This is a genomic window from Streptomyces solicavernae (assembly GCF_029968095.1).
Classification (GTDB): Bacteria; Actinomycetota; Actinomycetes; order Streptomycetales; family Streptomycetaceae; genus Streptomyces; species Streptomyces solicavernae.
In genome coordinates this window covers 214,536-239,755 of sequence record NZ_JASCIR010000002.1, presented here as the reverse complement: position 1 = coordinate 239,755, position 25,220 = coordinate 214,536, and the positions used below count along the sequence as shown (strand labels likewise).

The window sequence follows — 25,220 nt, the reverse complement described above, 5'->3', positions numbered from 1 at the left end:
GGAACATACTTGCGACCACTGACAATCGACCTCGGGCAGCCCAAAGGTGCTGGTCACAGCGGTACTTGAGAGGTGCGGGGGCGGTTGCTCGTCCGCCGCGCCATCGTGGCCGGCCGCGCCCCGCGGCGGAGCCGCAAGTGTCACAGCGCCGCGCCCCTGTCGGGGCACCTACCGCGGCAGCGACAGCTCGAACCACACCGACTTGCCCTGGCCGGTGCGCGCCGCGCCCCACTCCCTGGCGAGTGCGCTGACGACGGCGACGCCGCGCCCGGACTCGTCGTCGGGCCCGGCGCTGAGGAGCGTGGGCAGCGTGTGCTCGGCGTCCTCGACCTCGCACTGGAGCACGTCGCTGCGGACCAGGCGGAGCGCGATCCGGTCGCCGTGCGCGTGCCGTACGGCGTTGGCGACGACCTCGCCGGTCAGCAACTCGGCAATCTCCACGAGCGGTTCGAGCTGCCAGCGGCGCAGCTGGGCGCGGACCAGGCGGCGGGCGCGGGCGGCCTCGCGCGGGTGGGCGTCCAGCTGCCAGTGCGCCACGTCCTCGGTGACGATGCCGTTGAGCCGGGCCATCAGGAGCGCGACATCGTCCTTGCGGCCGCCGCGCCCCGCCTCCGAAAACGTCGCTGCCAGGGCGCGGATGATGGTGTCGCAGGCGTCGTCCATGGACGCGGCGGGGTGGGCGGCCGATGCGCAGAGCGTGGCGAGGCCGACGGCGATGTCCTCGCCGCGCACCTCGACCAGGCCGTCGGTGCACATCACGAGGCGGTCGCCGGGCGCGACGGGGACGCGTACCGCCTCGAAGGGCACGCCGCCGACGCCGATCGGGGCGCCGGTGGGCAGGTCAAGGAGGTCGCTGCGGCCGTCCTCGGCGCGGACGATCACGGGCGGGATGTGTCCGGCGTTGGCGAGGTGCAGCTCGCCCGCGATGGGGTCGTAGACCGCGTAAAGGCAGGTGGCGAGGTACTGATCGCCGAGCCGCTGCGCGAGGTCGTCGAGGTTGCGAAGGAGCTGGGCGGGCGGCAGGTCGAGGGCGGCCATGGTCTGTACGGCCGTACGCAACTGGCCCATCATCGCGGCCGAGTTGAGGCCGTGACCCATCACGTCCCCGACGACGAGGGCGGTGCGGGAGCCGGGCAGCTTCACGGAGTCGAACCAGTCGCCGCCGACCCGGCCGAGGAGGGTGCCCGGGAGGTAGCGGGTGGCGATGTCGCAGCCGGACATGCGCGGCGCGATGTGCGGCAGCATGCTCTCCTGGAGCGTCTCCGCGACGTTCTCCTGGTACGTGTACATGCGGGCGTTGTCGAGCACCAGGGCCGCACGGGCGGCGAGTTCGGCGGCCGTGACGCGGTCCATGTCGTTGAAGACGATGCGGTCCGGGTGGCGGAGCAGGACGCTGAAGCCGAGGACGACGTTGCGCGCCTTGAGGGGCACGATCAGCATGGAGCGGTCGACGATGAACGGCCGGATGTCCCGCTTGTCCAGCTCGGAGGCGATGGCGTGGCCCATCTCCTCGCTGATGTGCGGGATGAGGACGGGCTCGCCGGTCGTCATGCACTGGAAGAACGGCGTGTCCGCCGGGAACGGCATGGCCTCGCCGACCGGCACGACGTCGTCCCAGCGGCCCGGCTCGTCGGTGTGCTCCAGGGCGACGCGGTGCCACATGGTGGTGGAGTCGGGCACGCCTTCGGCGAACCCCTCGCCCGCGACGACCTGTTCGCGCAGATAGGTGCAGGCCACGTTGGCGAAGCGGGGCACGATCGCCTGGCTGACCTCGTGGATGGTGCGGGTCAGGTCGAGCGAGGTGCCGATCCTGCCGCTGACCTCGTTGAGGAACTCCAGGCGCTCGCGCACCGCGAGGTGTTCAAGGTCCTCCGCCTCGTCCGCCGGCTCCTGCGGCTCGGGCTGCCCCGCGGCCACGGCGCGCGCCACCCGCTCGCGGCGCGCCTTGCGCCCCGCGCGCCGGGGGACGCCCCAGTCGGGCGTGACCGGGACGCGGTCGTGCTGGCTGAACTCCAGGACGGGATAGCCCAGTTCGAGCACTTGCGAGACGATCCGGGACCCCTCGGCCACACTCATGCTGGGCAGGATCTCGGGCAGCCGGCGCGCCAGCTCCTCGTATCCGGGGAACTCGGTGTGCAGGCCGAAGCCGGGGGCGATGCGCTCGGTGGCGACCTCCTCGGGGTCCTCAGGGTCCTCAGGGTCCTCAGGGTCCTCGCGGCGCAGCCGGTCGGCGTCGGCGGCCAGGACGAGCAGCCGCTCGGGCCCGGGTCCCACCAGCGGGTACGCCCACCACAGGACGTCCACGCGGTCCCGGCCGGGCTCGGAGAGGCGGGCGCGCCCCGCCGCCGGGTACGACGTGTGCCCGCCGAGTGACGCCTCCAGGTCGGGGCCCAACTCCTCGTGTCCGTCGGGCAGTTCGATGGGCGTCGTCGCTTCCTCGGGCAGGGCGCCGGAGACGGGCAGCAGGTCGACGGCGCGACGGCCCACCGCCTCGTCCTTGGCGTACCCGAACAGGCGGCGCGCGCCGCTGCTCCAGTGCGAGACGAGACCCGCTCCGTCCACGACCACCACGGCCAGCGGAATACGGCCGGCGACGGCTGACTGCGTCGCCGGCCCATCCGGAGTGCCACGCTCCATGGTCTGGGCTCCTTCCCGTGGCGCGGATGAAGATCTGCGCCACCACCACGGTACGGGGGCTGCGCCCTGCCGTGTGCGGCATCTTCGGAAATTGCACCGGAAGGATGCGCAGGCTGCGCGCCCCCTGTGCGCCCCCTCTTACGCGACGCCGGCGCTCACCGGCCACGACGTGCGGCGCACGGACGGCGACAGGCGGCGCGGGGGATCGATCGTCAGTCCTCGTGACCGAGTTGCAGGTCCCGTTCGGTGCGCCCGCCGCCCGCGACCTGAAGGACGGTGGCGACCGGCGGGTAGCCCGCGGCGATCACGGTGTACTCGCCGGACGACAGGTCGACGAAGCGGAACGTGCCGTCGGCCCCGGTGGTGAGGGTGTCGACGACGTTGCCCGCGGCGTCGAGGAGGGTGACGCGGGCGTCCTCGACGGCGCGTCCTCCGGTGGCCCGTACGGTGCCGCGCAGGACGGCTCCGCCCGCGAGCTCGATGTCCTGCCGGGTCTCGCGCGCGGCCTGCACGCTGACCGGGACGGCGGCCGGCCGGAAGGCGGGGGCGCTGGCGGCGAGGGTGTACTCGCCGGCCACCAACTCGCTGATGACGTAGCCCCCTTCGCGTCCGCTGCGGGCGCTCGCGACCACCTCGCCGCGCACGTCGGTCAGGGTCACCGCGGCGTCCCGTACGGGGCTGCCGTCGGCGGTGACGACGGCTCCGGCCAGGCGTCCGGCGCCGCCGAGCACGACGTCCAGCTCCACGGGACGCTCCCCGACGGTCACGGAGACGGCCTGCGGCTGGTGCCCGCCGGCCGCGGCGATCAGGACGTACGACCCGGCTCCGGGCGTGGACAGTGCGTACCGCCCGTCGTCGCCGCTCGCGCCCCGGCCGATCTGCTGCCCGCTGACGTCGATGAGGGTGAGCGCGGCGCGGGGCACGCTGGTGCCGTCGGAGTGCTGGACGCTGCCGCAGACGGGCACGCCCGCGGTGTGCGCGGCGCTGCGGGCGGCGGGGACGGTGGCGCCGGGGGTGGCGGTGGTGGCGGTGGTGGCGGTGGCCGTGTGCGCGGTGGCCGTGTGCTCGGAAACGGGCGGGATGTCGTGGGAGGCGGCGTTGGCGGACAACAGAGGTGTCTCCTTGAGGAACAGGGCGATGACGAGGCCGAGGACGAGCACCGGCACGAGGTACAGGAAGATCCGCGGCATGGCGTCCGCGTACGCCTGGATGTAGCCCTCGCGCAGCTGCTCGGGGAGCCGGTGGACGAGTTGCGGCGTGATCGACTCGGGGTCGGGCAGACCGGCGCCCGCGGGCAGCCGCTCGGACAGCGCGTGGGCGAGCCGGTCGGCGAAGAGGGTGCCGAAGACGGCGGCGCCGACGCTGCCGCCGATCTGCCGGAAGTAGTTGTTGGCGCTGGTGGCGGTGCCGAGGTCGGCGGGCGGTACGGCGTTCTGCACGGCGAGGATGAGTACGGGCATGACCAGGCCGATGCCGACGCCGAGCACGCCCATCCAGATGCTGTAGTCGAGCCGCGAGGTGTCGGCTTCGAGCCGGGAGAGGAGCCACATGCCTACGGCGGAGGCGGCGCCGCCGATGATCGGGTAGACGCGGTAGTGGCCGGTGTGGCTGATGAGTTGGCCGGAGACGATGGACGCGGCGACGATGCCGAACATCATCGGCAGCATCAGCAGCCCGGACTCGGTGGCGGTGGCCCCGTCGACCATCTGCAGGAAGGTCGGCAGATAGCTGGCGGCGCCGAACATGCCGACGCCGACGACCGCCCCGACGAGCCCGGTGATGTTGAACGTCGGATCGCGGAAAAGGCGCAGCGGGATGATCGGTTCGACCGCGAACCGCTCGACGACGAGGAACAGCGCGGTCGACAGCACGGCACCGGCCCCGAGCCCGATGATCACGCGGTCGCCCCACGCGTACTCCGTACCGCCCCAACTGGTCAGCAGCACCAGGCACGTTGAGGCGGACGCGAGCAGCAGGGCGCCCAGCACATCGAACCGGGGCCTGACGACGGGCTTGGGCAGCTTGAGCACGACGGCGATCACGGCGAGGGTGAGCAGCCCGAACGGCACGTTGATGTAGAAGCACCAGCGCCAGCTCGCGTGGTCCGTGAAGAAGCCGCCGAGCAGCGGTCCGGCGACGGAGGCGAGTCCGTACGCGGCGCCGATCACGCCCATGTAGCGGCCGCGTTGGCGGGGCGGGACGATGTCCGCGATGATCGCCTGCACGCCGATCATGAGGCCGCCGGCGCCGACGCCCTGGATCGCGCGGAAGGCGATCAGCTCGTCCATGGTCCGCGACCAGCCCGCCAGCGCGGAGCCGATGATGAAGACGACGATCGAGAACTGGAAGACGCTCTTGCGGCCGAGAAGGTCGCCGAGCTTGCCGTAGACCGGCAGTCCGACGGTGGCGGTCAGGAGGTACGCGGTGATCGCCCAGGACATCTTGTCGAGGCCGTGCAGCTCGCCGACGATCTTCGGCAGCGCGGTGGCGACGATCATCTGCTCCAGGGCGGCGAGGAGCAGGGCGAGCATCAGCCCGGCGAAGACGAGCCTGGTCCGGCGCGGGCTCAACTCCGGCGGGGCGTCGGGGGCCTGACCGTCTCCGGGGGCGGCGGGCGGCGGGGGCTGCTCGGCTGCCGGTGCGGCCTCGGGGGCCTGCTCGTCCTGCACCAGAGTCGTCCCACGCACGTACCGCTCCCCTCATCCGCGCCCGGTCGCGCCGCCCATTTCTCGCATTACGCGACAACTGCGGGCAACTGGGTAGAACGTGCGGGCGACGGGGCTACGGCCGCTTCCCGCAAGGGGGTTGGGCCGTGGGCGCAGCCATCGGACCTCGGGGTTTGACGCGCGGCACGGGTACGGGGGCGTGCGCGGGGAGTGCGCCCGGAGCGCACGGGAAACCACCCGAACGAGGGGTGGGCGGCGGCGGCCCGGCCGGGACTTCCGGCCGGGCCGCCGCGGGGCTCACTTCTCGACTTCGGCGGCGAGCCTCGCGAGCAGGGCGTCGTAGATCCGCCCGAGGCCCTTGGGGGCGAAGGTCTTCTCGAAGAAGCCGCCGATGCCGCCGGCGCCGTTCCACACGCTCGACACGACGACCTTGGCCCTGCCCTCGCCGGCGGGGGTGACGGTCCAGGTGGTGACCATCGAGGAGTTGCGGTCCTTCTCGACGAGCTGGCCGTCGGTCGGCTCGCTGACCTCCAGGAGGCAGTCGCGGACGCGCTTGCTGGTGGCCTGGAGCTTGAAGTGGACGAGGCTGCCCTCGCCGTCGCCGCCCTCGCGGACCTCGTACTCGCTGAACTGCTCGGGCAGCACCTTCGGACGCGTGTCCTTGTAGTCGGCGAGCGCGTCGAAGACGTCGTCCGGGTCCGCCGCGATGATCCGCTCGGTCACGGCTTCGACCTGTGCCATGGCACTTCCTCCACTGCGTTGCTTTCGGGGGTACGGGGTGCTGCGTACTCCATTGTGACGCGTTGCCGGGGCCCCTCGAACCCCGGCTCCGCGGCAAGGGCTGCCGTTCGGCTTTCGCGCCGTGATGGCGGCTCGCGCAGCTCCCCGCGCCCCCGCAGGGGCGCACCACTCACGCCCCCGCGAACGCCCCTCCCGCCCCGAACGCCGCCTCCGCGAACCGCGAGGCGATCCGCGCGTGCCCCTCCGGCCCCGGGTGGACCGCGTCCGGGAGCGGAAGTTCGGCGTGGTCGGCCTCGCCGTACAGCTCGCGGCCGTCGAGGTAGGACAGCCACGGGTCGTCCGCCGCGCGCTGCGCCACGATCCGGGCGAGTTCCGCGCGTACGACGTTCAGGGTGAGACGGCCCGCCGCGACCTCGGCCGGGTCGCCGGTGGCCTTGAACCGCACCGTCCCGTCGGCGAAGTCCGGAGCGAGCGGGCCCGGGGTGTCCTCCTGGACGGGGCAGAGCACGGGGGAGACGACAAGGAGCGGCGTCGTGGGGTGCCCCTCGCGGATCGTGTCGAGGAACCCGTGCACGGCCGGCCCGAAGGCACGCAGCCGCATCGCGTCGGCGTTGACGATGTTGATGCCGATCTTGACGCTGATCAGGTCGGCGGGGGTGTCCCGCAGCGCCCGCGCGGTGTACGGGTCGAGCAGCGCGGAGCCGCCGAGGCCCAGGTTGACCAGCTCGACGCCCGCGTCCGCCGCGGCGAGGGCGGGCCAGGTCCCGGTCGGATGCGTGGCGTTGGAGCCGTGGCTGATGGAGCTGCCGTGGTGCAGCCACACCTTGCGGCCCCGGTCGGGCAGCGGCGCGAGGGGCGCGTCGGCGCGCAGGGCGACCAGCTCGGTGCGTTCGGTGTGCGGCAGCCAGATCTCGACGTCCTTCTCGCCCGCGGGGAGTTCGGTGAAGCGGGCGGTGCCGGGTGTGCCCTCGGCGAGCTCGAAGGACTGCGTGGCCATGTCGATGGCCAGGACGTTCCCGCCGGGCACGGTGGTCTGGGCGGCGAGGCGGCCGTCGACGAGCAGGTCGTACACGCCGTCGGCCGGGGCCGGTCCCGGCACGCCGCGGTAGGCGCGCTTGGTGGGCAGCGTGTCCAGCTCGACCGCGGTGGCCGCGGTGCGGAACGCGAGGCGTACGCCGGAGGGCTGGGCCTCGGCCATGGCGGTCTGGCCCTCGGAGATCTGGCGCCGGGCGCGCGCGGGCAGCCGGTGCGGCAGCAGCCCGTGCGCCGTGGGCTCCAGCTCCAGGGCGCCGCGCACGAGGTCGGCGGTGATGGGGGTGCCGGTCAGGGGGTCGGTGGCGGTCATGCGGTGTCTGCCTCGGTCGTCGTGGTGTCAGGGCGGGTGGGCGAGGGCTGGGCGGCCAGGAGCGCGTCGAGGGCGTCGAGGATCCAGGTCCACGTCTCCTCGGCGGGCGGCGCGCTGTGGCTGAATCCGCCCGCCGTCTCCAGGCTCACGAAGCCGTGGAAGACGCTGCCGAGGAGTCGTACGGCGTGGGTCTCGGCCGGTTCCGTCAGGCCGTAGCCGCGCAGTACGGCGCGGCTCATCCGGGCGTGCCGGGGCCCGGCGCTCGCGGCGGCGGTCTCCGGGTCGAGGGGGAAACGGGCGGCGTCGTACCGGCCGGGGTGCTCGACTGCGTACGTGCGATAGGCGTCGGCGAACGCGGTCAGGGCGTCCCGGCCGGCGCGCCCGGCGACCGCGTCGGCGGCCCGGTCGGCGAGCTCGGCGAGGGCGAGCAGCGCGATGCGCGTCTTGAGGTCGTGCGAGTTCCTGACGTGCGAGTAGAGGCTCGCGACCTTCACATCGAACCGCCGGGCGAGCTCGGAGACGGTGACGTGCGCGAAGCCGACCTCGTCGGCGAGCTCGGCCCCGGCGCGGACCAGGCGCTCCACGCTCAGCCCGGGTCGTACGGCCACGGTTCCTCCAGGTGCAGATGCCGGGTGTCGGATGCGAGGTGTCAGCCGTCAGCAAGCAGCTGTCGGACGCAAGGCTCCAGCTGAATCCAGCCATTGCCTAGAGCCATAGTGCATCTGCCTAACACCTTTAGGCAAATGCCAAAACCAATCACCCCTCCGCGCGGACACCCACCCAGCTCACCCTCCTCTGACGCCCTTCGGGTCAACCTCCCTTACAAAGCACGCTTTCTGACGGTGCTTCCGAGAACATGCGGCAGCGGGCTGTGGCATACACAGTCCGAACTCCTCCGCCTCGGGAGACCGGATGAAAACTCGTACCGTCGCGCTGCTCGGCGCCGTCGCCGCAGCCGCCGGACTGCTCTCGGCAGGACCGTCCGCCGCGGGCACCTCGGGCACCGCCGACACCCGCCGGGCGCCCGCCCCCCAAGCCCGCCCCGCGCTCAAGTGGACCGACTGCGCCACCAAGAAGTACCCGGCGCTGCAGTGCGCCTCCCTGCGCGTCCCCCTCGACCACGACCGGCCGGACGGCAGGAAGATCACCCTCGCCCTGTCCCGCGTCCGCGGCACCGACCGCGCCCACCACCAGGGCCCGCTCCTCGTCAACCCCGGCGGCCCGGGCGGCAGCGGCCGCGCCCTCGCCGGATTCGTCGCCGGCGCCCTGCCCCGCAAGGTCGCCGCGCAGTACGACGTGATCGGCTTCGACCCGCGCGGCGTCGGCGCCTCCCGCCCGGCCGTCGACTGCCGCCCCGGCCACTTCGACCCGGTACGCCCCGACCCGGTGCCCGTCGGCAAGGGCGTCGAGCAGGCCAACCTCGACCGCGTCCGCGCCTTCGCGAAGGCCTGCGAGACGAAGTACGGGCCGCTGCTCCAGCACCTCGACACGGTGAGCGCCGCCCGCGACATGGACCTGATCCGCCAGGCCCTCGGCGCCCGGCGCATCAACTACTTCGGCTACTCGTACGGCACTTACCTCGGCGCGGTCTACGCCAAGCTGCACCCGAAGCGTGTGCGCCGCGCCGTCCTGGACTCGGTGGTCGACCCGACGGGTGTCTGGTACCGCGACAACCTCGACCAGAACCTCGCCTTCGACGACCGCCACAAGGCCTTCGCCGCCTGGGTCGCCCGGCACGACAAGACGTACGGGCTCGGCACGGACCCGTCCCTGGTCGAGGGCAAGTGGTACGCGATGCGCGAAGCCCTCGCCGAGCGGCCGGCCGACGGCAAGGTGGGCGCGGGCGAACTGGAGGACACCTTCATCCCCGGCGGCTACTTCAACGGCTACTGGCCGCAGCTCGCCGAGGCGTTCGCGGCGTACGTGAACGAGAACGAGACCGGCCCGCTGGTAGAGGCGTACGAGTCGCTCGGCGCGGTCGACGCGGCGGGCGACAACGGGTACGCCGTGTACGCGGCCGTGGAGTGCCGGGACGCGCCCTGGCCGCGCAGCTGGAACACCTGGCGCGCGGACAACTGGCGGTCGCACGCCAAGGCGCCGTTCATGAGCTGGAACAACGCCTGGTACAACGCCCCGTGCGCGTTCTGGCCGACCGCCCACCTCACCCCGCCGGACGTCACCAACGCCCAACTGCCCCCGGTCCTCCTGTTCCAGGCCACCGACGACGCGGCCACCCCGTACGAAGGCGCCGTCACCCTCCACCGCAAGCTGCGCCGGTCGAGCCTGGTCGTGGAGGTGGGCGGCGGCAACCACGGCGTCACGCTCAGCGGAAACGCCTGCCTGGACCGGTACTTGGCGGACTACCTCGCCACCGGAAAGGTCCCGCGCGGCCGCGGCCACACCCCGGCCGACGCCACCTGCGAGGCCCTGCCCGAGCCCAAGCCGACCCCCGAGAAGCGGACTTCGGACTCCCGCAAGGGCCTGACCCTGCACGGCCTCCTCGGGCGGCACCGCTGACCTAGGGTGCCTGCATGGACGTACCGGTACCTGCCTCCGCACCCGTATCCGTACGGCAGATGACCTCCGCGGACTGTCCCGCCGTGGCCGATATACGCGTCCGCGGCTGGCAGTTCGCGTACGCGGGGCTGATCCCGCGGTCGTATCTGGACGCCATGGACGTCGCCGAGGACACCGAACGCTGCCGCGAGCGGCATGCGCGCGGCGATCCGGCGGTGGTGGGCCTCGTCGCCGAGCGCGCGGGCCGGCCCGTCGGCTGGGCGAGCTTCGGTCCGTACCGCGACAGCGATCTGCCGCCCACGGACACGGAGTTGTACGCGCTGTACGTCCACCCCGAGCACATCGGCACGGGCGCGGGGCGGGCCCTCATGGACGCGGTCCTCGCCCGCTGCGCGTCCGCGGGGGCGCCGTGCGTCCGCCTCTGGGTCCTGCGGGACAACGCCCGCGCCCGCCGCTTCTACGCGCGCGCGGGCTTCGAGGCGGACGGGGCGGAGGAGGTCTTCGAGGTGCACGGCGCACCGGTACCGGAGGTGCGCCTGACTCTTTGGCTCCGCGCCCCTTCCCGCCCCGCGCCTTCCCGACTGTGCCGATGGCTCAAATTGGGCCCCTCCGGCGAGGGAACAACTACGGCTCCCCGATCCGGGCCAACGCCGCGGTAGCCGCCGCAGCAAGCCGCGGATGGACCCGCGCCGCATCCAGCACCGGCACCGCCCGCTTGTCCGCCAGCGCCCCCAAACCCTCCACACACGCGAGCGCGATCCGCCAGTACGGATCATGCGGCGAGGCGAGACGCCGCTTGAGGGCCGTGATCAGCGCCGGCGCCGACTCGGGCGCGCGCAGCGCCGTCAGCAGCCGGACCGGGTGCAGCGCATAGGCGACGCGGAGTTCGTTCGTGGCGAGCGCGGCCGCGGCCCGGGCCGTACGCGGATCCCCCAGGCGGCCCAGCGCCAGCGCCGCACTCGCGCAGCGCTCCGGGTCGCGGTGGTTGAGCAGCAGGACAAGGGACTCGAAGGCCCGCCGCTCCCCCGCGCAGCCGAGCCGGAACGCGGCCAGTTCCCTCGCCCACAGCTGCTGCCCGGGCGCGGTCAGCACATCCGCCAGCTCGTCGGGATCGTCCGTCGACCGCAGCCGCTCGAAGCGGGCCGAGGCCGACGCGTCCACGGCCTCTTTCCGTAAACGTTCCGTGACCGCTCGCAACTCGTCGTCCATGCAGCTCAGCGTAGCGATCGTCGGGCCGCACCAGGAGGGGGCGATGCACGTCACAGTGCCCCAGGACTGGCGCGCTCGTTACCCACTGGTTAAGCTCATACGAGCGGGTGACACCCGCACCTCTCGGCGGCCTGGTGACGCAGCCGCCGAGCGACAGTCGGTTCGGCTCGGTACAGCACGAGTTTCACGGCGCGGCCCGGGGACAGGGCCCGTCGCCTCACCTCAGCTTCACCTCACCGGATCCGCCGCCTCGCGCGCGGCGGCCCGGACCACGACACCAACTCCCGCACGCCGCGCAGCAGTTCGCCCCAGCGACGGAGATCTCTCTTCCGGCGGGGCCGTGAGCGCCGTGCGCCCTCTCAGTCGTCACTCTCACCCTCTGGAGTCCGCGATGGACCGTACCCCCCTGCACACCGTCGCCGTCGTCGGCCTCGGCACCATGGGCACCGGGATCGCCGAGGTCCTTGCCCGTGCGGGCCGCGAGGTCATCGGCATCGACATCAGCGAGGTGGCCGCGGCGCAGGCCGTCGGCGCCCTCGAAGCCTCGACCGCCCGGGCCGTCGGCCGCGAGCGCCTCACCGAGCAGGAGCGGCAGGGCGCGCTCTCCCGCTTCCGCACATTCACCGACCTGCAGGCCGCGGCCGAGGCCGACCTGGTGATCGAGGTGGTGCCGGAGTCGTACGAGATCAAGAGCCAGGTCTTCCGTGAGCTCGACGCGATCGTCCGCCCCGAGACCGTCCTAGCCACCGGCACCAACGCCCTGTCCGTGACCCGCCTCGCCGCCGACTCGGCCAGGCCCGAGCGCGTGATCGGCCTGCACTTCTTCAACCCGGCGCCGGCGATGAAGCTGGTCGAGGTGGTCTCCTCGGTGCTGACCGCGCCGCAGGCCGTCGAGGCGGTCACCTCGCTCGCGGTGGACCTGGGCAAGGAGCCGGTCTCGGTGGGCGACCGCCCCGGCTTCGTCGCGGACGGGCTGCTGTTCGGCTACCTCAATCAGGCGGCCGCGATGTACGAGGCCCGCTATGCCTCGCGCGAGGACATCGACGCCGCGATGAAGCTGGGCTGCGGTCTGCCGATGGGCCCGCTGGCGCTGCTCGACCTGATCGGCGTGGACACCGCGCGGACCGTCCTGGACGCGATGTACGCGGACTCCCGGGACCGGCTGCACGCCCCCGCGCCGATCCTGAAGCAGCTCGCCGAGGCGGGCCTGACCGGCCGCAAGTCGGGCCGCGGCTTCTACACGTACGCGGAAGCGGGCAGCGCCGAGGTCGTGCCGGACGCGCTCACCCCGGCCGCCGGAGGCGAGGCCGCGCAGGGCCGCGAGGTCCGCTCGGTGGGCGTCGCGGGCTCGGGCACCATGGCGTCCGGCATCGCCGAGGTGTTCGCCAAGGCCGGGTACGAGGTGGTGCTCGCGGCGCGCAGCCAGGAGAAGGCCGACCTTGCCAAGTCCCGTATCGGCAAGTCGCTTTCGCGCTCGGTCGCCAAGGGCCGGATGGCGCAGGAGAAGGCCGACGCGACGCTCGCCCTGATCACCCCGGCGGGCAGCCTGGACGCGTTCGCGGAGGTCGACCTGGCCGTGGAGGCGGTCGCGGAGGACCTGGAGGTCAAGCAGCAGCTGTTCCAGACCCTGGACAAGGTCTGCAAGCCGGGTGCGGTGCTCGCGACGACCACCTCCTCGCTGCCCGTCGTCGCCTGCGCCCGCGCCACCTCGCGCCCGCAGGACGTGATCGGCATGCACTTCTTCAACCCGGCCCCGGCGATGAAGCTGGTCGAGGTGGTCCGCACGGTCCTGACCGCGGACGACGTGCACGCCACGGTCCGCGAGGTGTGCGCGAAGATCCGCAAGCACCCGGTGGACTGCGGGGACCGCGCGGGCTTCATCGTGAACGCGCTGCTTTTCCCGTACCTGAACAACGCGATCAAGATGGTGGAGGAGCACTACGCCTCGCTCGACGACATCGACACCGCGATGAAGCTGGGCGGCGGCTACCCGATGGGGCCGTTCGAACTCCTGGACGTCGTCGGTCTGGACGTCTCGCTCGCCATCGAGAAGGTGCTGCACCGCGAGTTCCGCGACCCGGGGCTGGCGCCGGCGCCGCTTCTGGAGCACCTGGTCGCCGCGGGGTGCCTCGGCCGCAAGACGGGCCGCGGCTTCCGCGAATATGCCAGGCGCTGAGGCGCACGCCGACTGGGGAGGGCTGCTCGGTACGCCGGGCGGCCCGCTCCCGGGGGCGCGGCCTGCTGCGGACATGCAGTACGTTCGATCCATGCCCAAGGCCGCCAAGTCCCCCCGTACGCCCTCCTCCACCGACGCCCCGGAGACCCCGGCGACCCCCGCGGGCAACCGCGCCGCCGCCCAGCGGCTGAAAATGCGCCGGGAGCTGGCGGCCGCCGCGATGGAGCTGTTCGCGACAAAGGGGTACGAGGCGACGACGGTCGACGAGATCGCCGCGACGGCCGGGGTCGCCCGGCGCACCTTCTTCCGCCACTTCCGCTCCAAGGAAGAGGCGATCTTCCCGGACCACGACGACACCCTGATCCGCGCCGAGGCGGTCCTGAACGCCGCACCGGCGCACGAGCACCCGCTCGACACGGTGTGCCGGGGCATCAAGGAAGTCATGAAGATGTACGCGTCCTCGCCGACGGTGTCGGTGGAGCGGTACCGCCTGACGCGCGAGGTGCCGACGCTGCGGGAGCGCGAGATCGCCTCGGTGGCCCGGTACGAGCGGCTGTTCACCCGCTATCTGCTCGGCCACTTCGACGAGAGCGCGCACCACGACGGCAACGACGACCCGCTGCTCGCCGAGGTCGCGGCCTCCGCGGTGGTCACAGCCCACAACCACGTGCTGCGGCGCTGGCTGCGGGCCGGCGGGCAGGGCGACGTGGAGACGCAGCTGGACCACGCGTTCGCGATCGTGCGGAAGACGTTCGGCTCGGGCATAGGCGCGGGCCGGGAGAGCACCGCTCTTCCGGCCCCTGCGGCGACCGCCTCCGCGCACGGCGAGGTCCTGGTCACCGTGGCCCGCACGGACGCTCCTCTCGACGAGGTCATGCGCACCATCGAGACGGCACTGCGGGACCGCTGACCGCGCCCCTCACCACACCGCGACGCGAAGGCGCCGGGCGGACTGATCGATCAGTCCGCCCGGCGCCTTCGCCGTGTGGGGCGGTTCACACCCCCTCTGACCTGCGATGATCGATCATCGCTCAAATGAACCGGTCCGCTGACAAGTGTGAAAAATTGTTGGCACCGAGTGCCTTGTGCACTGGCACGGCGTGTCATACGTTGATCTCAGTCCGGGCGGCCGGCGTGCAGAGATCCTCCGTACGCCGGCTGTCCCAGCAAGCCCCGCACGGGGTCTCGCGCCCGCCCGGACGCCTGCGTCACAGGCACCTCCCGCGCCCACCAGGCGCTCGCCGAGCACCACCACCTCCGCCGAACCGACGGCACCACCCTCAGTACCGCTTCAGCACTCGCTACAGCACTCGCTTCAGCACCGCTTCAGCACCCCGACGTCCCCTCAAAAGCGTTCCCGCAACCCCGCTTTTCGCCGGAGGCCCCCCGTGAAGGAAATCCTGGACGCGATCCAGTCGCAGACCGCCACGTCCGCCGACTTCGCAGCCCTGCCGCTGCCCGACTCGTACCGCGCGATCACCGTGCACAAGGACGAGACGGAGATGTTCGCCGGTCTTGAGACCCGCGAGAAGGACCCGCGCAAGTCGATCCACCTGGACGACGTGCCGGTCCCCGAACTCGGCCCGGGCGAGGCCCTGGTCGCCGTGATGGCCTCCTCGGTCAACTACAACTCCGTGTGGACCTCGATCTTCGAGCCCGTCTCCACCTTCAGCTTCCTGGAGCGGTACGGCCGCCTCAGCGAGCTCACCAAGCGCCACGACCTGCCGTACCACGTCATCGGCTCCGACCTCGCGGGCGTCGTCCTGCGCACCGGCCCCGGCGTCAACGCCTGGAACCCCGGTGACGAGGTCGTCGCCCACTGTCTGAGCGTCGAGCTGGAGTCGTCCGACGGCCACAACGACACGATGCTCGACCCCGAGCAGCGCATCTGGGGCTTCGAGACCAACTTCGGCGGCCTCGCCGAGATCGCCCTGGTCAAGTCCAACCAGCTGATGCCGAAGCCGGACCACCTCAGCTGGGAGGAGGCCGCCGCCCCCGGTCTGGTCAACTCCACCGCGTACCGCCAGCTGGTCTCCCGCAACGGCGCCGGCATGAAGCAGGGCGACAACGTCCTGATCTGGGGCGCGAGCGGCGGACTCGGCTCGTACGCCACCCAGTTCGCCCTGGCCGGCGGCGCCAACCCGATCTGCGTCGTCTCCAGCGAGCAGAAGGCGGACATCTGCCGCGCGATGGGCGCCGAGGCGATCATCGACCGCAGCGCCGAGGGCTACAAGTTCTGGAAGGACGAGCGCACCCAGGACCCGAAGGAGTGGAAGCGCTTCGGCAAGCGCATCCGCGAGTTCACCGGCGGCGAGGACATCGACATCGTCTTCGAGCACCCCGGCCGCGAGACCTTCGGCGCCTCGGTCTACGTCACCCGCAAGGGCGGCACCATCACCACCTGCGCCTCCACCTCGGGCTACATGCACGAGTACGACAACCGCTACCTGTGGATGTCCCTGAAGCGCATCATCGGCTCGCACTTCGCCAACTACCGCGAGGCGTGGGAGGCCAACCGTCTGATCGCCAAGGGCAAGATCCACCCCACGCTGTCGAAGACGTACAAGCTTCAGGACACCGGCCAGGCCGCGTACGACGTGCACCGCAACCTCCACCAGGGCAAGGTCGGCGTTCTCGCGCTCGCGCCCGAGGAGGGCCTGGGCGTGCGCGACCACGAGAAGCGCGCCCAGCACGTCGACGCCATCAACCGCTTCCGGAACGTCTGAACGAACGTCTGAACTCCCTGAGGAGAAGCAGCTGATGACTGAGCGTCAGAAGGACCGGCCGTGGCTCATGCGGACGTACGCCGGTCACTCCACGGCGGAGGCGTCCAACGAGCTGTACCGGCGCAACCTCGCCAAGGGCCAGACGGGTCTGTCGGTCGCCTTCGACCTGCCGACCCAGACGGGGTACGACCCGGACCACATCCTCGCGCGCGGCGAGGTCGGCCGGGTCGGGGTGCCCGTCTCGCATCTCGGTGACATGCGGCGCCTGTTCCAGGACATCCCCCTGGAGCAGATGAACACCTCGATGACCATCAACGCCACCGCCATGTGGCTTCTGGCGCTCTACCAGGTCGTCGCGGAGGAGCAGGGCGCGGACATCACGCAGCTCCAGGGGACGACGCAGAACGACATCGTCAAGGAGTACCTCTCGCGGGGGACGCACGTCTTCCCGCCGGGGCCTTCGCTGCGCCTCACCACCGACATGATCACGTACACGGTGGCGAACATCCCCAAGTGGAACCCGATCAACATCTGCAGCTACCACCTCCAGGAGGCGGGGGCCACACCGGTCCAGGAGATCGCGTACGCGATGTCCACCGCCATCGCGGTTCTCGATGCCGTACGCGACTCGGGGCAGGTCCCCGAGGAGAAGTTCGGGGACGTCGTGGCCCGTATCTCCTTCTTTGTGAACGCGGGCGTCCGCTTCATCGAGGAGATGTGCAAGATGCGGGCGTTCGGGCGGATCTGGGACCAGATCACGCGTGAGCGGTACGGCATCGAGAACGCGAAGCAGCGCCGCTTCCGCTACGGCGTGCAGGTCAACTCCCTCGGCCTGACCGAGGCCCAGCCGGAGAACAACGTCCAGCGCATCGTCCTGGAGATGCTGGCCGTGACCCTCTCCAAGGACGCGCGCGCCCGCGCCGTCCAACTCCCGGCCTGGAACGAGGCGTTGGGCCTCCCGCGGCCGTGGGACCAGCAGTGGTCGCTCCGTATCCAGCAGGTCCTCGCCCATGAGTCGGACCTCCTTGAGTACGAGGACATCTTCGCCGGGTCGCACGTCATCGAGAAGAAGGTCGACGCGCTGGTCGCGGAGTCGCTGGCCGAGATCGACCGGATCCAGGAGATGGGCGGCGCGATGGCGGCCGTCGAGTCCGGCTACCTGAAGTCGCAGCTGGTCTCCTCGCACGCCGAGCGCCGGGCCAAGATCGAGGCCGGCGAGGACAAGATCGTCGGCGTCAACTGCTACGAGTCGACCGAGCCCAACCCGCTCACCGCCGACCTGGACGCGGCCATCATGACCGTCGACCACGAGGTCGAGGCCAGGGTCGTCCGGGCCATCGGCGACTGGCGCACCACGCGTCAGGAGTCCTCCGACCGCCAGGGCATGGGCGACCCGTTCCACTGGCCCACCACCCAGCAGGCGCTCGACCGCCTGAAGGAGGCGGCCGCCGGTACGGAGAACCTGATGGAGGCCACCCTGGAGTGCGCCCGCGCCGGCGTCACGACGGGCGAGTGGGCGGGCGCGCTCCGCGAGGTCTTCGGCGAGTTCCGCGCCCCCACCGGCGTCTCGTCGGCCCCGGTCGCGGTGCCCGCCGAGGAGGGCTCCCAGCTCGCTCTCGTACGGGAGAAGGTCCGTCGTACGGGCGACGAACTCGGCGGCAAGCTCCGCCTCCTTGTGGGCAAGCCGGGCCTGGACGGGCACTCCAACGGCGCCGAGCAGATCGCCGTGCGGGCCCGTGACGCCGGGTTCGAGGTGGTCTACCAGGGCATCCGGCTCACCCCGGAGCAGATCGTGTCCGCCGCGCTCGCCGAGGACGTGCACTGCGTCGGCCTGTCGATCCTCTCCGGGTCGCACGCCGAGCTGGTGCCGGACGTGCTCGACCGCCTTCGCGAGGCGGGCGCCACCGACATCCCCGTGATCGTCGGAGGCATCATTCCCAACGCCGACGCCGATGACCTGAAGAGGGCGGGAGTCGCCGCCGTCTTCACCCCGAAGGACTTCGGCATCACGGAGATCATCGGCCGTATCGTCGACGAGATCCGGCAAGCGAACAAGCTCGACCCTCTGGAGGTCCCCGCATGACCGCGCCCATCAACCGCCTGCGCCCGCGCCGCTCGTGTCTCGCGGTTCCCGGCTCCAACCCCCGCTTCCTGGAGAAGGCCCAGGGCCTGCCCGCCGACCAGGTCTTCCTCGACCTGGAGGACGCCTGCGCCCCGCTGGCCAAGCCGGAGGCCCGGCACACCATCGTGAAGTTCCTCAACGAGGGTGACTGGACGGGCAAGACGCGGGTCGTGCGCGTCAACGACTGGACCACGGAGTGGACTTACCGCGACGTCGTCACCGTCGTCGAGGGCGCCGGCCAGAACCTCGACTGCATCATGCTGCCGAAGGTCCAGGACGCCCAGCAGATCGTCGCCCTCGACCTGCTGCTCACGCAGATCGAGAAGACCATGGGCTTTGAAGTCGGCAAGATCGGCATCGAGGCGCAGATCGAGAACGCCCAGGGCCTCAACAACGTCAACGAGATCGCGCAGGCCTCCCCGCGCACCGAGACGATCATCTTCGGCCCGGCCGACTTCATGGCATCCATCAACATGAAGTCCCTGGTCGTGGGCGAGCAGCCGCCCGGCTACCCGGCGGACGCCTACCACTTCATCCTGATGAAGATCCTCATGGCCGCCCGCGCCAACAACCTCCAGGCGATCGACGGCCCCTACCTGCAGATCCGCAACATCGACGGCTACCGCGAGGTCGCGGGCCGCGCCGCCGCCCTCGGCTTCGACGGCAAGTGGGTCCTGCACCCGGGCCAGGTCGAGGCGTCCAACGAGATCTTCTCGCCGTCCCAGGAGGACTACGACCACGCCGAGCTGATCCTCGACGCGTACGACTACTGCACGTCCGAGGCGGGCGGCAAGAAGGGCTCCGCGATGCTCGGCGACGAGATGATCGACGAGGCCAGCCGCAAGATGGCCCTGGTGATCTCGGGCAAGGGCCGCGCCGCCGGCATGACCCGTACGTCGAAGTTCGAAGCCCCGGAGGCGTAAGACATCATGCAATTCGGACGCACCTACGAGGAGTTCGAGGTCGGCGCGGTCTACAAGCACTGGCCAGGGAAGACGGTCACGGAGTACGACGACCACCTCTTCTGCCTCCTCACCATGAACCACCACCCGCTCCACATGGACACCAACTATGCGGAGAAGACGACGGACTTCGGCAAGAACGTCGTCGTCGGGAACTACATCTACTCGCTCCTGCTCGGCATGTCCGTCCCGGACGTCTCCGGCAAGGCCATCGCCAACCTGGAGATCGAGTCGCTGAAGCACGTGGCGCCGACCTTCCACGGCGACACCATCTACGGCGAGACGACGGTCCTCGACAAGACCCCGTCGAGGTCGAAGAACGACCGCGGCATCGTCCACGTCGAGACCAAGGGCTACAAGCAGGACGGCACCCTGGTCTGCGTCTTCCGCCGCAAGGTCATGGTCCCGACCGAGACGTACATCAAGGAGCGCGGCGGCGAGCAGCCCGGCCGCCCCGAGCTGAAGCAGCAGGAGAAGTAGCCATGAGCCGACTCGCGCAGACCGCCGGACTGACCGACGTCCAGCAGGAGATCCTGTCCACCGTCCGGGACTTCGTCGACAAGGAGATCATTCCGGTCGCCACGGAGCTGGAGCACCGGGACGAGTACCCGCAGCAGATCGTGGACGGCCTCAAGGAGTTGGGCCTGTTCGGCCTGATGATCCCCGAGGAGTACGGCGGTCTGGGCGAGTCGCTGCTCACGTACGCGCTGTGCGTGGAGGAGATCGCCCGCGGCTGGATGTCCGTGTCCGGGATCATCAACACGCACTTCATCGTGGCGTACATGCTCAAGCAGCACGGCACGCAGGAGCAGAAGGACTACTTCCTGCCCCGGATGGCGCTCGGGGAGGTGCGTGGCGCGTTCTCGATGTCGGAGCCGGGGCTCGGCTCCGACGTTTCGGCGATCACGTCGAAGGGCGTGAAGGAGGGCGACGAGTACGTCCTGAACGGTCAGAAGATGTGGCTGACGAACGGCGGATCGTCGACGCTCGTGGCCGTTCTCTGCCGAAGTGACGAAGGCCACCCGGAGGGCACGGCCCCCCACAAGTCCATGACGACGTTCCTCGTCGAGAAGGAGCCCGGCTTCGGCGAGGTCCGCCCCGGACTCACCATTCCCGGCAAGATCGACAAAATGGGATACAAGGGGGTGGACACCACCGAACTGGTCATGCAGGACCTGCGAGTTCCGGCCAATCGCGTACTCGGTGGAACCACCGGCCGAGGGTTTTACCAAATGATGGACGGCGTCGAGGTCGGCCGCGTGAATGTCGCTGCCCGTGGCTGCGGAGTCGCGCAGCGTGCATTTGAGTTGGGTGTCTCGTATGCCCAACAACGCCACACTTTCGGCAAGCCGATCGCTCAGCACCAGGCGATCCAGTTCAAGCTGGCCGAGATGGCCACCAAGGTCGAGGCCGCGCATGCGATGATGGTGAACGCAGCACGCAAAAAGGACTCCGGGGAGCGAAACGACCTTGAGGCAGGGATGGCGAAGTACCTCGCCTCCGAATACTGCAAAGAAGTCGTGGAGGACGCGTTCCGTATCCATGGCGGATACGGCTTCTCGAAGGAGTACGAGATCGAGCGTCTCTACCGGGAGGCCCCGATGCTGCTGATCGGCGAAGGTACCGCCGAGATCCAGAAAATGATCATTGGTCGTCGACTGCTCGAAGAGTATCGATTCCAGGGCTGAATGTCCTTTTCGGGGTGTTTTCTTCGGGAGGAAGATCACACCCCGTCAACACTCTTCGGCGGCCGACTCGGCTTCCTGGCTTGCCCAGTTGCGGCTCGCAACCGATAGCATCCCCGGAAAAGCCGCCGTCCCCCGTCACTTGCGCGGCATCATCCGCTACGAAGGTCATCCATGCCCCACAGCCAAACCTCTGCACCACGCGACAGCCTCCTGGGCGGCCGCATTGCTCGCGGAGCATCGCCGTGGCTCCTGCCGACCGTCGCCACCGCGGCACTCAGCCTGGCCCGTGCGCGACGCTCCGGCGCCGCCAAGGCCGTCGCCGTACCCGCCACCGCGCTGGCGGCGGGCATGCTGTGGTTCTTCCGCGACCCGGAGCGCGAGATCGCCTCCGGCCGGGTCATCTCCCCGGCCGACGGTGTGGTGCAGAGCATCATGCCGTGGAAGGACGGGCGCACCCGCGTCGCGATCTTCATGAGCCCGCTGAACGTCCACGTCAACCGCGCGCCGCTGGCCGGCACGGTGACGTCCGTGGAGCACATCCCCGGCGGGTTCGTCCCGGCGTTCAACAAGGAGAGCGAGAACAACGAGCGCGTTGTCTGGCACTTCGACACCGAGCTCGGCGACATCGAGATGGTGCAGATCGCGGGCGCCGTGGCCCGGCGCATCGTGCCCTACGTCCCGCAGGGCACGAAGGTGGAGCAGGGCGAGCGGATCGGCCTGATCCGCTTCGGCTCGCGCGTCGACATCTACCTCCCCGAGGGCGTCGACGTGGATGTCGAGGTCGGTCAGCAGACCGTGGCTGGGGTGACTCGCATTGACCGTGATTGATCCGGAGACACAGGCCGGGTGGGTGCCCGAGGCCGACGAGGACGACTCCGAGGAAGAGATGCCGCTCTCACTGCGGCTCTCGATAGCGGACACCCTGACCCTCGGGAACGCCACCTGCGGCTTCATGGCGGTGTACTTCACCACCACCGGCATCCTGATCCCGCACCTCACCGGCAGTGACGAGACGGGCATGGCCCGCAACAGCGCCGCCACCGCGGTGATCCTGATGCTGTGCGCGGCCGTCTTCGACCTCTTCGACGGCCTCGTGGCCCGCAAGCTGCGCTCGTCGCCGATGGGCGCGGAGCTGGACAACCTCTCCGACCTGATCAGCTTCGGGCTTGCGCCCGCGTACTTCGTGCTCGTGTACGGCATGGTCGCGGACAACACGGTGTACCAGCGGGTCGCGGCGGTGGGCGCGATCGTGGTGCTGTTGGCGGTGGTGCTGCGGCTTGCGCGGTTCTCGTGCGTGACCGTGAAGGACGGCACGTTCCAGGGCATGCCGTCGCCGTTCGGGGCGCTGACGGTCGTCTCGATCGTGCTTCTGGAGCTGCCGTTCGTGGCGACGCTCCTCGCGATCATCGGTACGGCGTGGCTGATGGTGAGCCGGGTCGAGTACCCGAAGCCGCGGGGGCGCCTCGCCGTGGCGATGCTGTCGTGGATCGTGCTGAGCATGGGGCTGCTCACGGCGTGGGCGTTCGACGCTCCCGGTGGTCAGCTGCTGCTGCAGACGGGGTGTGCGCTGCAGCTCGTGCTCGGGGCGGTGATTCCGCTGTTCGCGACGGCTCGCCGGGTGAACAACTTCCGCGACAACCGGCGCGAGGCCCGGGCGGCGTCGCAGCTGCCGTAGTTTTTCGCCCTTGCGGCGCGCGAAGGGGCCGGAACCATCCGTGGTTCCGGCTCCTTTTGCTTTGCCTGTCGCTTTGCCTGCGGCACCTTCGGGGGCGGAGCCCCCGAAGGTGCCGCAGAAAGAAGGTCTCAGCCCGCTACCAGCTGCTCGCGCCCGATCAGCTCACCGACCTGCTCCAGGATCGGCCCCGCCTCGGTCATGCACCGGGCGACGTCCGACTCCACCAGGCTCAGCGGGTACGCCCGCGAGATCCCGGCGTTCACCAGGGCCTCCTCGGACAGCTGCAGGCGCCCGCAGACCGCCACGACCTCGACGCCCGCCGCCCGCGCCGCCGCAGCGACCCCCGCCGGAGCCTTGCCGTGCAGCGTCTGCTCGTCCAGGGAGCCCTCGCCCGTGATGACCAGGTCGGCCCTCTCCAGCGCAGGACCGAAGCCCAGCACGTCCAGCATCACGTCGATGCCGGCCCGGAACCGCGCCCCGAGCCCGACAAGGGCCCCGTACCCGATCCCGCCCGCAGCACCCGCGCCCGGCGCCTTCGCGTGCTCCGCGGCGCGCGGGCCGACCGCCTTCTCCAGGACGACGGCGAAGTGCGCGAGGGCCGCGTCGAGCGTGGCCACGTCGTCCGCAGTGGCGCCCTTCTGCGGGCCGTACACCGCCGGGGCGCCCTTCGGGCCCGTCAGCGGGTTGTCGACGTCGCTGGCGAGGATCAGGTCGACCTCGGCGAAGCGCGGGTCGAGGCCGGACAGGTCGGCCGAGGCCAGGTCGCGCAGCGGGCCGCCGCCGGGGGCGACCGGCTCGCCGTCCGCGTCGAGGAACGTCGCACCGAGCGCCGCCAGCATCCCGGCGCCGCCGTCGGTGGTCGCACTGCCGCCGACGCCGAAGACGATCGTGCGGGCCCCGGCGTCCAGGGCGGCGCGCAGCAGCTCGCCGGAGCCGTACGTGGTGGCCGTGAGCGGGGCGAAGACGCCCTCGGGGAGCAGCTGGAGGCCCGAGGCCTCGGCCATCTCCACCACGGCGGTGTCGCCGCGCAGCGCGTACGCCGCGGTGACCTCGGTACCGAGCGGTCCGGTCACCGTCACCTCGCGGCGCTCGAAGCCGCCCGCGACCGCGGCCGCCACCGTGCCGTCACCGCCGTCGGCGACCGGCAGGGCCTCGACCCGCACCTCGGGGTCGACCCGGCGCAGGCCCGCCGTCACTCGCTGCGCGACCTGCACGGCCGTCAGCGAGCCCTTGAACTTGTCCGCGGCAATCAGCACGCGTCGCGCCTGCGCGCGTTCCGACTCCGCCGTCACTGCAGCGTCCGCCACCTTGGTTCCCCTTGCTTTCCGGGCCTTGCTCGCGTCAAGGCAGTCGCGCCGCTGAGACCCTATCTCCAGGTGGGGGTCTGTGCCCATGTCCGCCCGTACGACGAGACGGTACGAGACGGGAGGAGTGCGGGACGAGTGCGGGAGGAGTACGGGGACGAGCACGGGACGAGTACGGGGACGAGCACCGGGATGCGGGCCCCTGTCCGGTCCCCACGGACCGCGGGACCGGTGCCGCGTCGGGCGCGCGGCGGCGCCCGGATTTCGGGTACACCGGACGCATGACCCCTGTCGCGCACCCGCCCCCGCCCCCGGACGTCGCCGACCGGATCCACGGCGGCTGGCTCGGCCGGATCGCGGGCAACATGCTGGGCAAGCCGGTGGAGCAGGGCGAGACGTGGACGCGGCCGCGTATCGACCGCTATCTGCGGCGGACCGGCGCGCTGCCGCTCACCGACTACCTGCCCGAGCCGGCCGACGCCGCCGACGAGGCCGATCTGCGGCCCGAGTGGCGCTGCTGCGTGCGCGGCCGGATCGACGGCAGCTGCCGGGACGACGACGTGGACTACACGATCCTCGGCCTCGACCTGCTGACCGCGCACGGCTTCGGCTTCACGACCGAGCAGGTGGGCGAGTTGTGGCTGCTGCGGCTGCCGTATCTGCAGACGTTCACCGCCGAGCGGGTCGCGTACCGCAATCTCGCGGACGGGCTGCGGCCGCCGCTGACCGCGACCCTCGACAACCCGTACCAGGAGTGGATCGGCGCGCTGATCCGCGCGGACATCTTCGGCCTGACCAGCCCCGGGCAGCCGCGCCGGGCGGCCGCGCTCGCCCGCAAGGACGCGGTGCTGTCGCACACCGGGAACGGGGTGTACGGGGCGATGTGGGCGGCGGCGCTGGTGGCGGCGGCGTTCACGGCGCGGGATCCGCGGGCGGTGCTTGAGGCGGCCCAGGGCGTGATCCCGGGCGGCAGCCGCCTCGCGCGTACGGTGCGCCGGGTGCTTTCGCTGCACACGGCGGGCCTGGCCTGGGCGGACACCCTCGACACGGTCGGGCAGGACACGGCGCGGCTCGGCTGGATCCACACGGTCCCGAACGCGGCGGTCATCGCGGCCGGACTCCTCTACGGGGACGGGGACTTCACCCGCACCATCGCGCTGACGGTACGAGGCGGCCTCGACACCGACTCCAACGGCGCCACGGCCGGCACGGTCGCGGGCGTGCGCTGCGGGGCGGCCGCGCTGCCGCCCCAGTGGACGGACCCGCTCGCGGACCGGGTGCGCAGCGCGGTGTTCGGCCGGGACGGGGCGCGGATCAGCGAACTGGCGGCGGAGACGGTGGAGTTGGCGCGGGCGGCGGCCACGTCGGGCTGAACGGAGGCTCTGCGGGCGGGCGGATACGCTCGACGGCGTGACTGCCGACTACGCCACGTACATCGCGGGCCTGCCGAAG

General features: G+C 71.2%; 19 protein-coding genes. 12 read left to right on the top strand and 7 right to left on the bottom strand.

Annotated features, from left to right (window positions below):
• Positions 1-168 precede the first annotated feature (168 nt).
• The 5 genes from QIS99_RS03540 to QIS99_RS03520 form a co-directional block, all read right to left on the bottom strand.
• Complete coding sequence (locus QIS99_RS03540) at positions 169-2,637, bottom strand: SpoIIE family protein phosphatase (RefSeq protein ID WP_282510259.1); 2,469 nt, start codon at positions 2,635-2,637, stop codon at positions 169-171.
• A 212-nt stretch (positions 2,638-2,849) separates the two neighbouring features.
• Entirely contained in the window at positions 2,850-5,324 is a 2,475-nt protein-coding gene (locus QIS99_RS03535; protein ID WP_282510257.1) for an MFS transporter, read from the bottom strand.
• Between the two features lie 276 nt (positions 5,325-5,600).
• Complete coding sequence (locus QIS99_RS03530; RefSeq protein ID WP_282510255.1) at positions 5,601-6,044, bottom strand: SRPBCC family protein; 444 nt, start codon at positions 6,042-6,044, stop codon at positions 5,601-5,603.
• 169 nt (positions 6,045-6,213) lie between these two features.
• Positions 6,214-7,389, bottom strand: coding sequence for a GDSL-type esterase/lipase family protein (locus QIS99_RS03525; protein ID WP_282510253.1), 1,176 nt, complete (start codon positions 7,387-7,389; stop codon positions 6,214-6,216).
• Complete coding sequence (locus QIS99_RS03520) at positions 7,386-7,997, bottom strand: TetR/AcrR family transcriptional regulator (protein ID WP_282510252.1); 612 nt, start codon at positions 7,995-7,997, stop codon at positions 7,386-7,388. Before QIS99_RS03520 ends, QIS99_RS03525 begins: the two co-directional genes overlap by 4 nt.
• A 304-nt stretch (positions 7,998-8,301) precedes the next feature.
• Here QIS99_RS03520 and QIS99_RS03515 point away from each other — a divergent pair, with 304 nt between their 5' ends.
• Together QIS99_RS03515 and QIS99_RS03510 are read left to right on the top strand one after the other, a co-directional pair.
• Positions 8,302-9,906 (top strand): alpha/beta hydrolase, encoded by a 1,605-nt coding sequence (locus tag QIS99_RS03515; protein WP_282510251.1) that lies wholly within the window; start codon positions 8,302-8,304, stop codon positions 9,904-9,906.
• Between the two features lie 14 nt (positions 9,907-9,920).
• Entirely contained in the window at positions 9,921-10,565 is a 645-nt protein-coding gene (locus QIS99_RS03510; protein WP_349017266.1) for a GNAT family N-acetyltransferase, read from the top strand.
• Here QIS99_RS03510 and QIS99_RS03505 read toward each other — a convergent pair.
• Positions 10,531-11,115 (bottom strand): HEAT repeat domain-containing protein, encoded by a 585-nt coding sequence (locus QIS99_RS03505; RefSeq protein WP_282510250.1) that lies wholly within the window; start codon positions 11,113-11,115, stop codon positions 10,531-10,533. The two genes, QIS99_RS03510 and QIS99_RS03505, sit on opposite strands and share 35 nt — an antisense overlap.
• 391 nt (positions 11,116-11,506) lie before the next feature.
• On the opposite strand from QIS99_RS03505, the gene QIS99_RS03500 reads away from it, so the two are divergent.
• The 9 genes from QIS99_RS03500 to pssA all read left to right on the top strand — a co-directional run bounded on the left by QIS99_RS03500 (position 11,507) and on the right by pssA (position 22,464).
• Positions 11,507-13,291 (top strand): 3-hydroxyacyl-CoA dehydrogenase family protein, encoded by a 1,785-nt coding sequence (locus QIS99_RS03500; protein WP_282510248.1) that lies wholly within the window; start codon positions 11,507-11,509, stop codon positions 13,289-13,291.
• A 91-nt stretch (positions 13,292-13,382) separates the two neighbouring features.
• Entirely contained in the window at positions 13,383-14,201 is an 819-nt protein-coding gene (locus QIS99_RS03495; RefSeq protein ID WP_282510247.1) for a TetR family transcriptional regulator, read from the top strand.
• Between the two features lie 478 nt (positions 14,202-14,679).
• Complete coding sequence (gene ccrA / locus QIS99_RS03490; protein ID WP_282510246.1) at positions 14,680-16,017, top strand: crotonyl-CoA carboxylase/reductase; 1,338 nt, start codon at positions 14,680-14,682, stop codon at positions 16,015-16,017.
• A 34-nt stretch (positions 16,018-16,051) separates the two neighbouring features.
• Entirely contained in the window at positions 16,052-18,100 is a 2,049-nt protein-coding gene (locus QIS99_RS03485; RefSeq protein WP_282510245.1) for a protein meaA, read from the top strand.
• Positions 18,097-19,062, top strand: a complete 966-nt coding sequence (locus QIS99_RS03480; RefSeq protein ID WP_282510244.1) for an HpcH/HpaI aldolase/citrate lyase family protein — start codon at positions 18,097-18,099, stop codon at positions 19,060-19,062. The genes QIS99_RS03485 and QIS99_RS03480 overlap by 4 nt, the downstream gene beginning before the upstream one ends.
• Positions 19,063-19,068: 6 nt before the next feature.
• A complete protein-coding gene (locus tag QIS99_RS03475) occupies positions 19,069-19,581 on the top strand; it encodes a MaoC family dehydratase (RefSeq protein WP_282510243.1) in 513 nt (170 codons plus the stop codon).
• Between the two features lie 2 nt (positions 19,582-19,583).
• Positions 19,584-20,789, top strand: coding sequence for an acyl-CoA dehydrogenase family protein (locus tag QIS99_RS03470; protein WP_282510242.1), 1,206 nt, complete (start codon positions 19,584-19,586; stop codon positions 20,787-20,789).
• Between the two features lie 171 nt (positions 20,790-20,960).
• The gene (locus QIS99_RS03465; RefSeq protein ID WP_282510241.1) at positions 20,961-21,617 is read left to right on the top strand and encodes a phosphatidylserine decarboxylase; all 657 of its coding nucleotides are present in this window, start codon (positions 20,961-20,963) and stop codon (positions 21,615-21,617) included.
• Positions 21,618-21,639: 22 nt separating this feature from the next.
• Entirely contained in the window at positions 21,640-22,464 is an 825-nt protein-coding gene (gene pssA / locus QIS99_RS03460) for a CDP-diacylglycerol--serine O-phosphatidyltransferase (protein ID WP_282510774.1), read from the top strand.
• Between the two features lie 128 nt (positions 22,465-22,592).
• Here pssA and QIS99_RS03455 read toward each other — a convergent pair whose 3' ends face one another.
• Positions 22,593-23,771 carry a glycerate kinase gene (locus QIS99_RS03455; RefSeq protein ID WP_408909470.1) on the bottom strand — a complete coding sequence of 393 codons (1,179 nt, stop codon included), beginning with the start codon at positions 23,769-23,771 and terminating at the stop codon, positions 22,593-22,595.
• A gap of 278 nt (positions 23,772-24,049) precedes the next feature.
• Between QIS99_RS03455 and QIS99_RS03450 the strand changes: the two genes are divergently transcribed.
• On the top strand, positions 24,050-25,141 hold the full coding sequence (locus QIS99_RS03450) for an ADP-ribosylglycohydrolase family protein (RefSeq protein WP_282510239.1): 1,092 nt from the start codon (positions 24,050-24,052) through the stop codon (positions 25,139-25,141).
• Positions 25,142-25,220: the final 79 nt, after the last annotated feature.

What these genes read in the sequence shown, in the direction of transcription:
- QIS99_RS03515 (WP_282510251.1), top strand. Translation starts at nt 8,302, where the DNA reads ATGAAAACTCGTACCGTCGCGCTGCTCGGCGCCGTCGCCGCAGCCGCC.
- QIS99_RS03530 (WP_282510255.1), bottom strand. Translation starts at nt 6,044, where the DNA reads ATGGCACAGGTCGAAGCCGTGACCGAGCGGATCATCGCGGCGGACCCG.
- QIS99_RS03540 (WP_282510259.1), bottom strand. Translation starts at nt 2,637, where the DNA reads ATGGAGCGTGGCACTCCGGATGGGCCGGCGACGCAGTCAGCCGTCGCC.
- QIS99_RS03465 (WP_282510241.1), top strand. Translation starts at nt 20,961, where the DNA reads ATGCCCCACAGCCAAACCTCTGCACCACGCGACAGCCTCCTGGGCGGC.
- QIS99_RS03505 (WP_282510250.1), bottom strand. Translation starts at nt 11,115, where the DNA reads ATGGACGACGAGTTGCGAGCGGTCACGGAACGTTTACGGAAAGAGGCC.
- QIS99_RS03450 (WP_282510239.1), top strand. Translation starts at nt 24,050, where the DNA reads ATGACCCCTGTCGCGCACCCGCCCCCGCCCCCGGACGTCGCCGACCGG.
- QIS99_RS03480 (WP_282510244.1), top strand. Translation starts at nt 18,097, where the DNA reads ATGACCGCGCCCATCAACCGCCTGCGCCCGCGCCGCTCGTGTCTCGCG.
- QIS99_RS03475 (WP_282510243.1), top strand. Translation starts at nt 19,069, where the DNA reads ATGCAATTCGGACGCACCTACGAGGAGTTCGAGGTCGGCGCGGTCTAC.
- QIS99_RS03495 (WP_282510247.1), top strand. Translation starts at nt 13,383, where the DNA reads ATGCCCAAGGCCGCCAAGTCCCCCCGTACGCCCTCCTCCACCGACGCC.
- QIS99_RS03525 (WP_282510253.1), bottom strand. Translation starts at nt 7,389, where the DNA reads ATGACCGCCACCGACCCCCTGACCGGCACCCCCATCACCGCCGACCTC.
- QIS99_RS03485 (WP_282510245.1), top strand. Translation starts at nt 16,052, where the DNA reads ATGACTGAGCGTCAGAAGGACCGGCCGTGGCTCATGCGGACGTACGCC.
- QIS99_RS03500 (WP_282510248.1), top strand. Translation starts at nt 11,507, where the DNA reads ATGGACCGTACCCCCCTGCACACCGTCGCCGTCGTCGGCCTCGGCACC.
- QIS99_RS03470 (WP_282510242.1), top strand. Translation starts at nt 19,584, where the DNA reads ATGAGCCGACTCGCGCAGACCGCCGGACTGACCGACGTCCAGCAGGAG.
- QIS99_RS03510 (WP_349017266.1), top strand. Translation starts at nt 9,921, where the DNA reads ATGGACGTACCGGTACCTGCCTCCGCACCCGTATCCGTACGGCAGATG.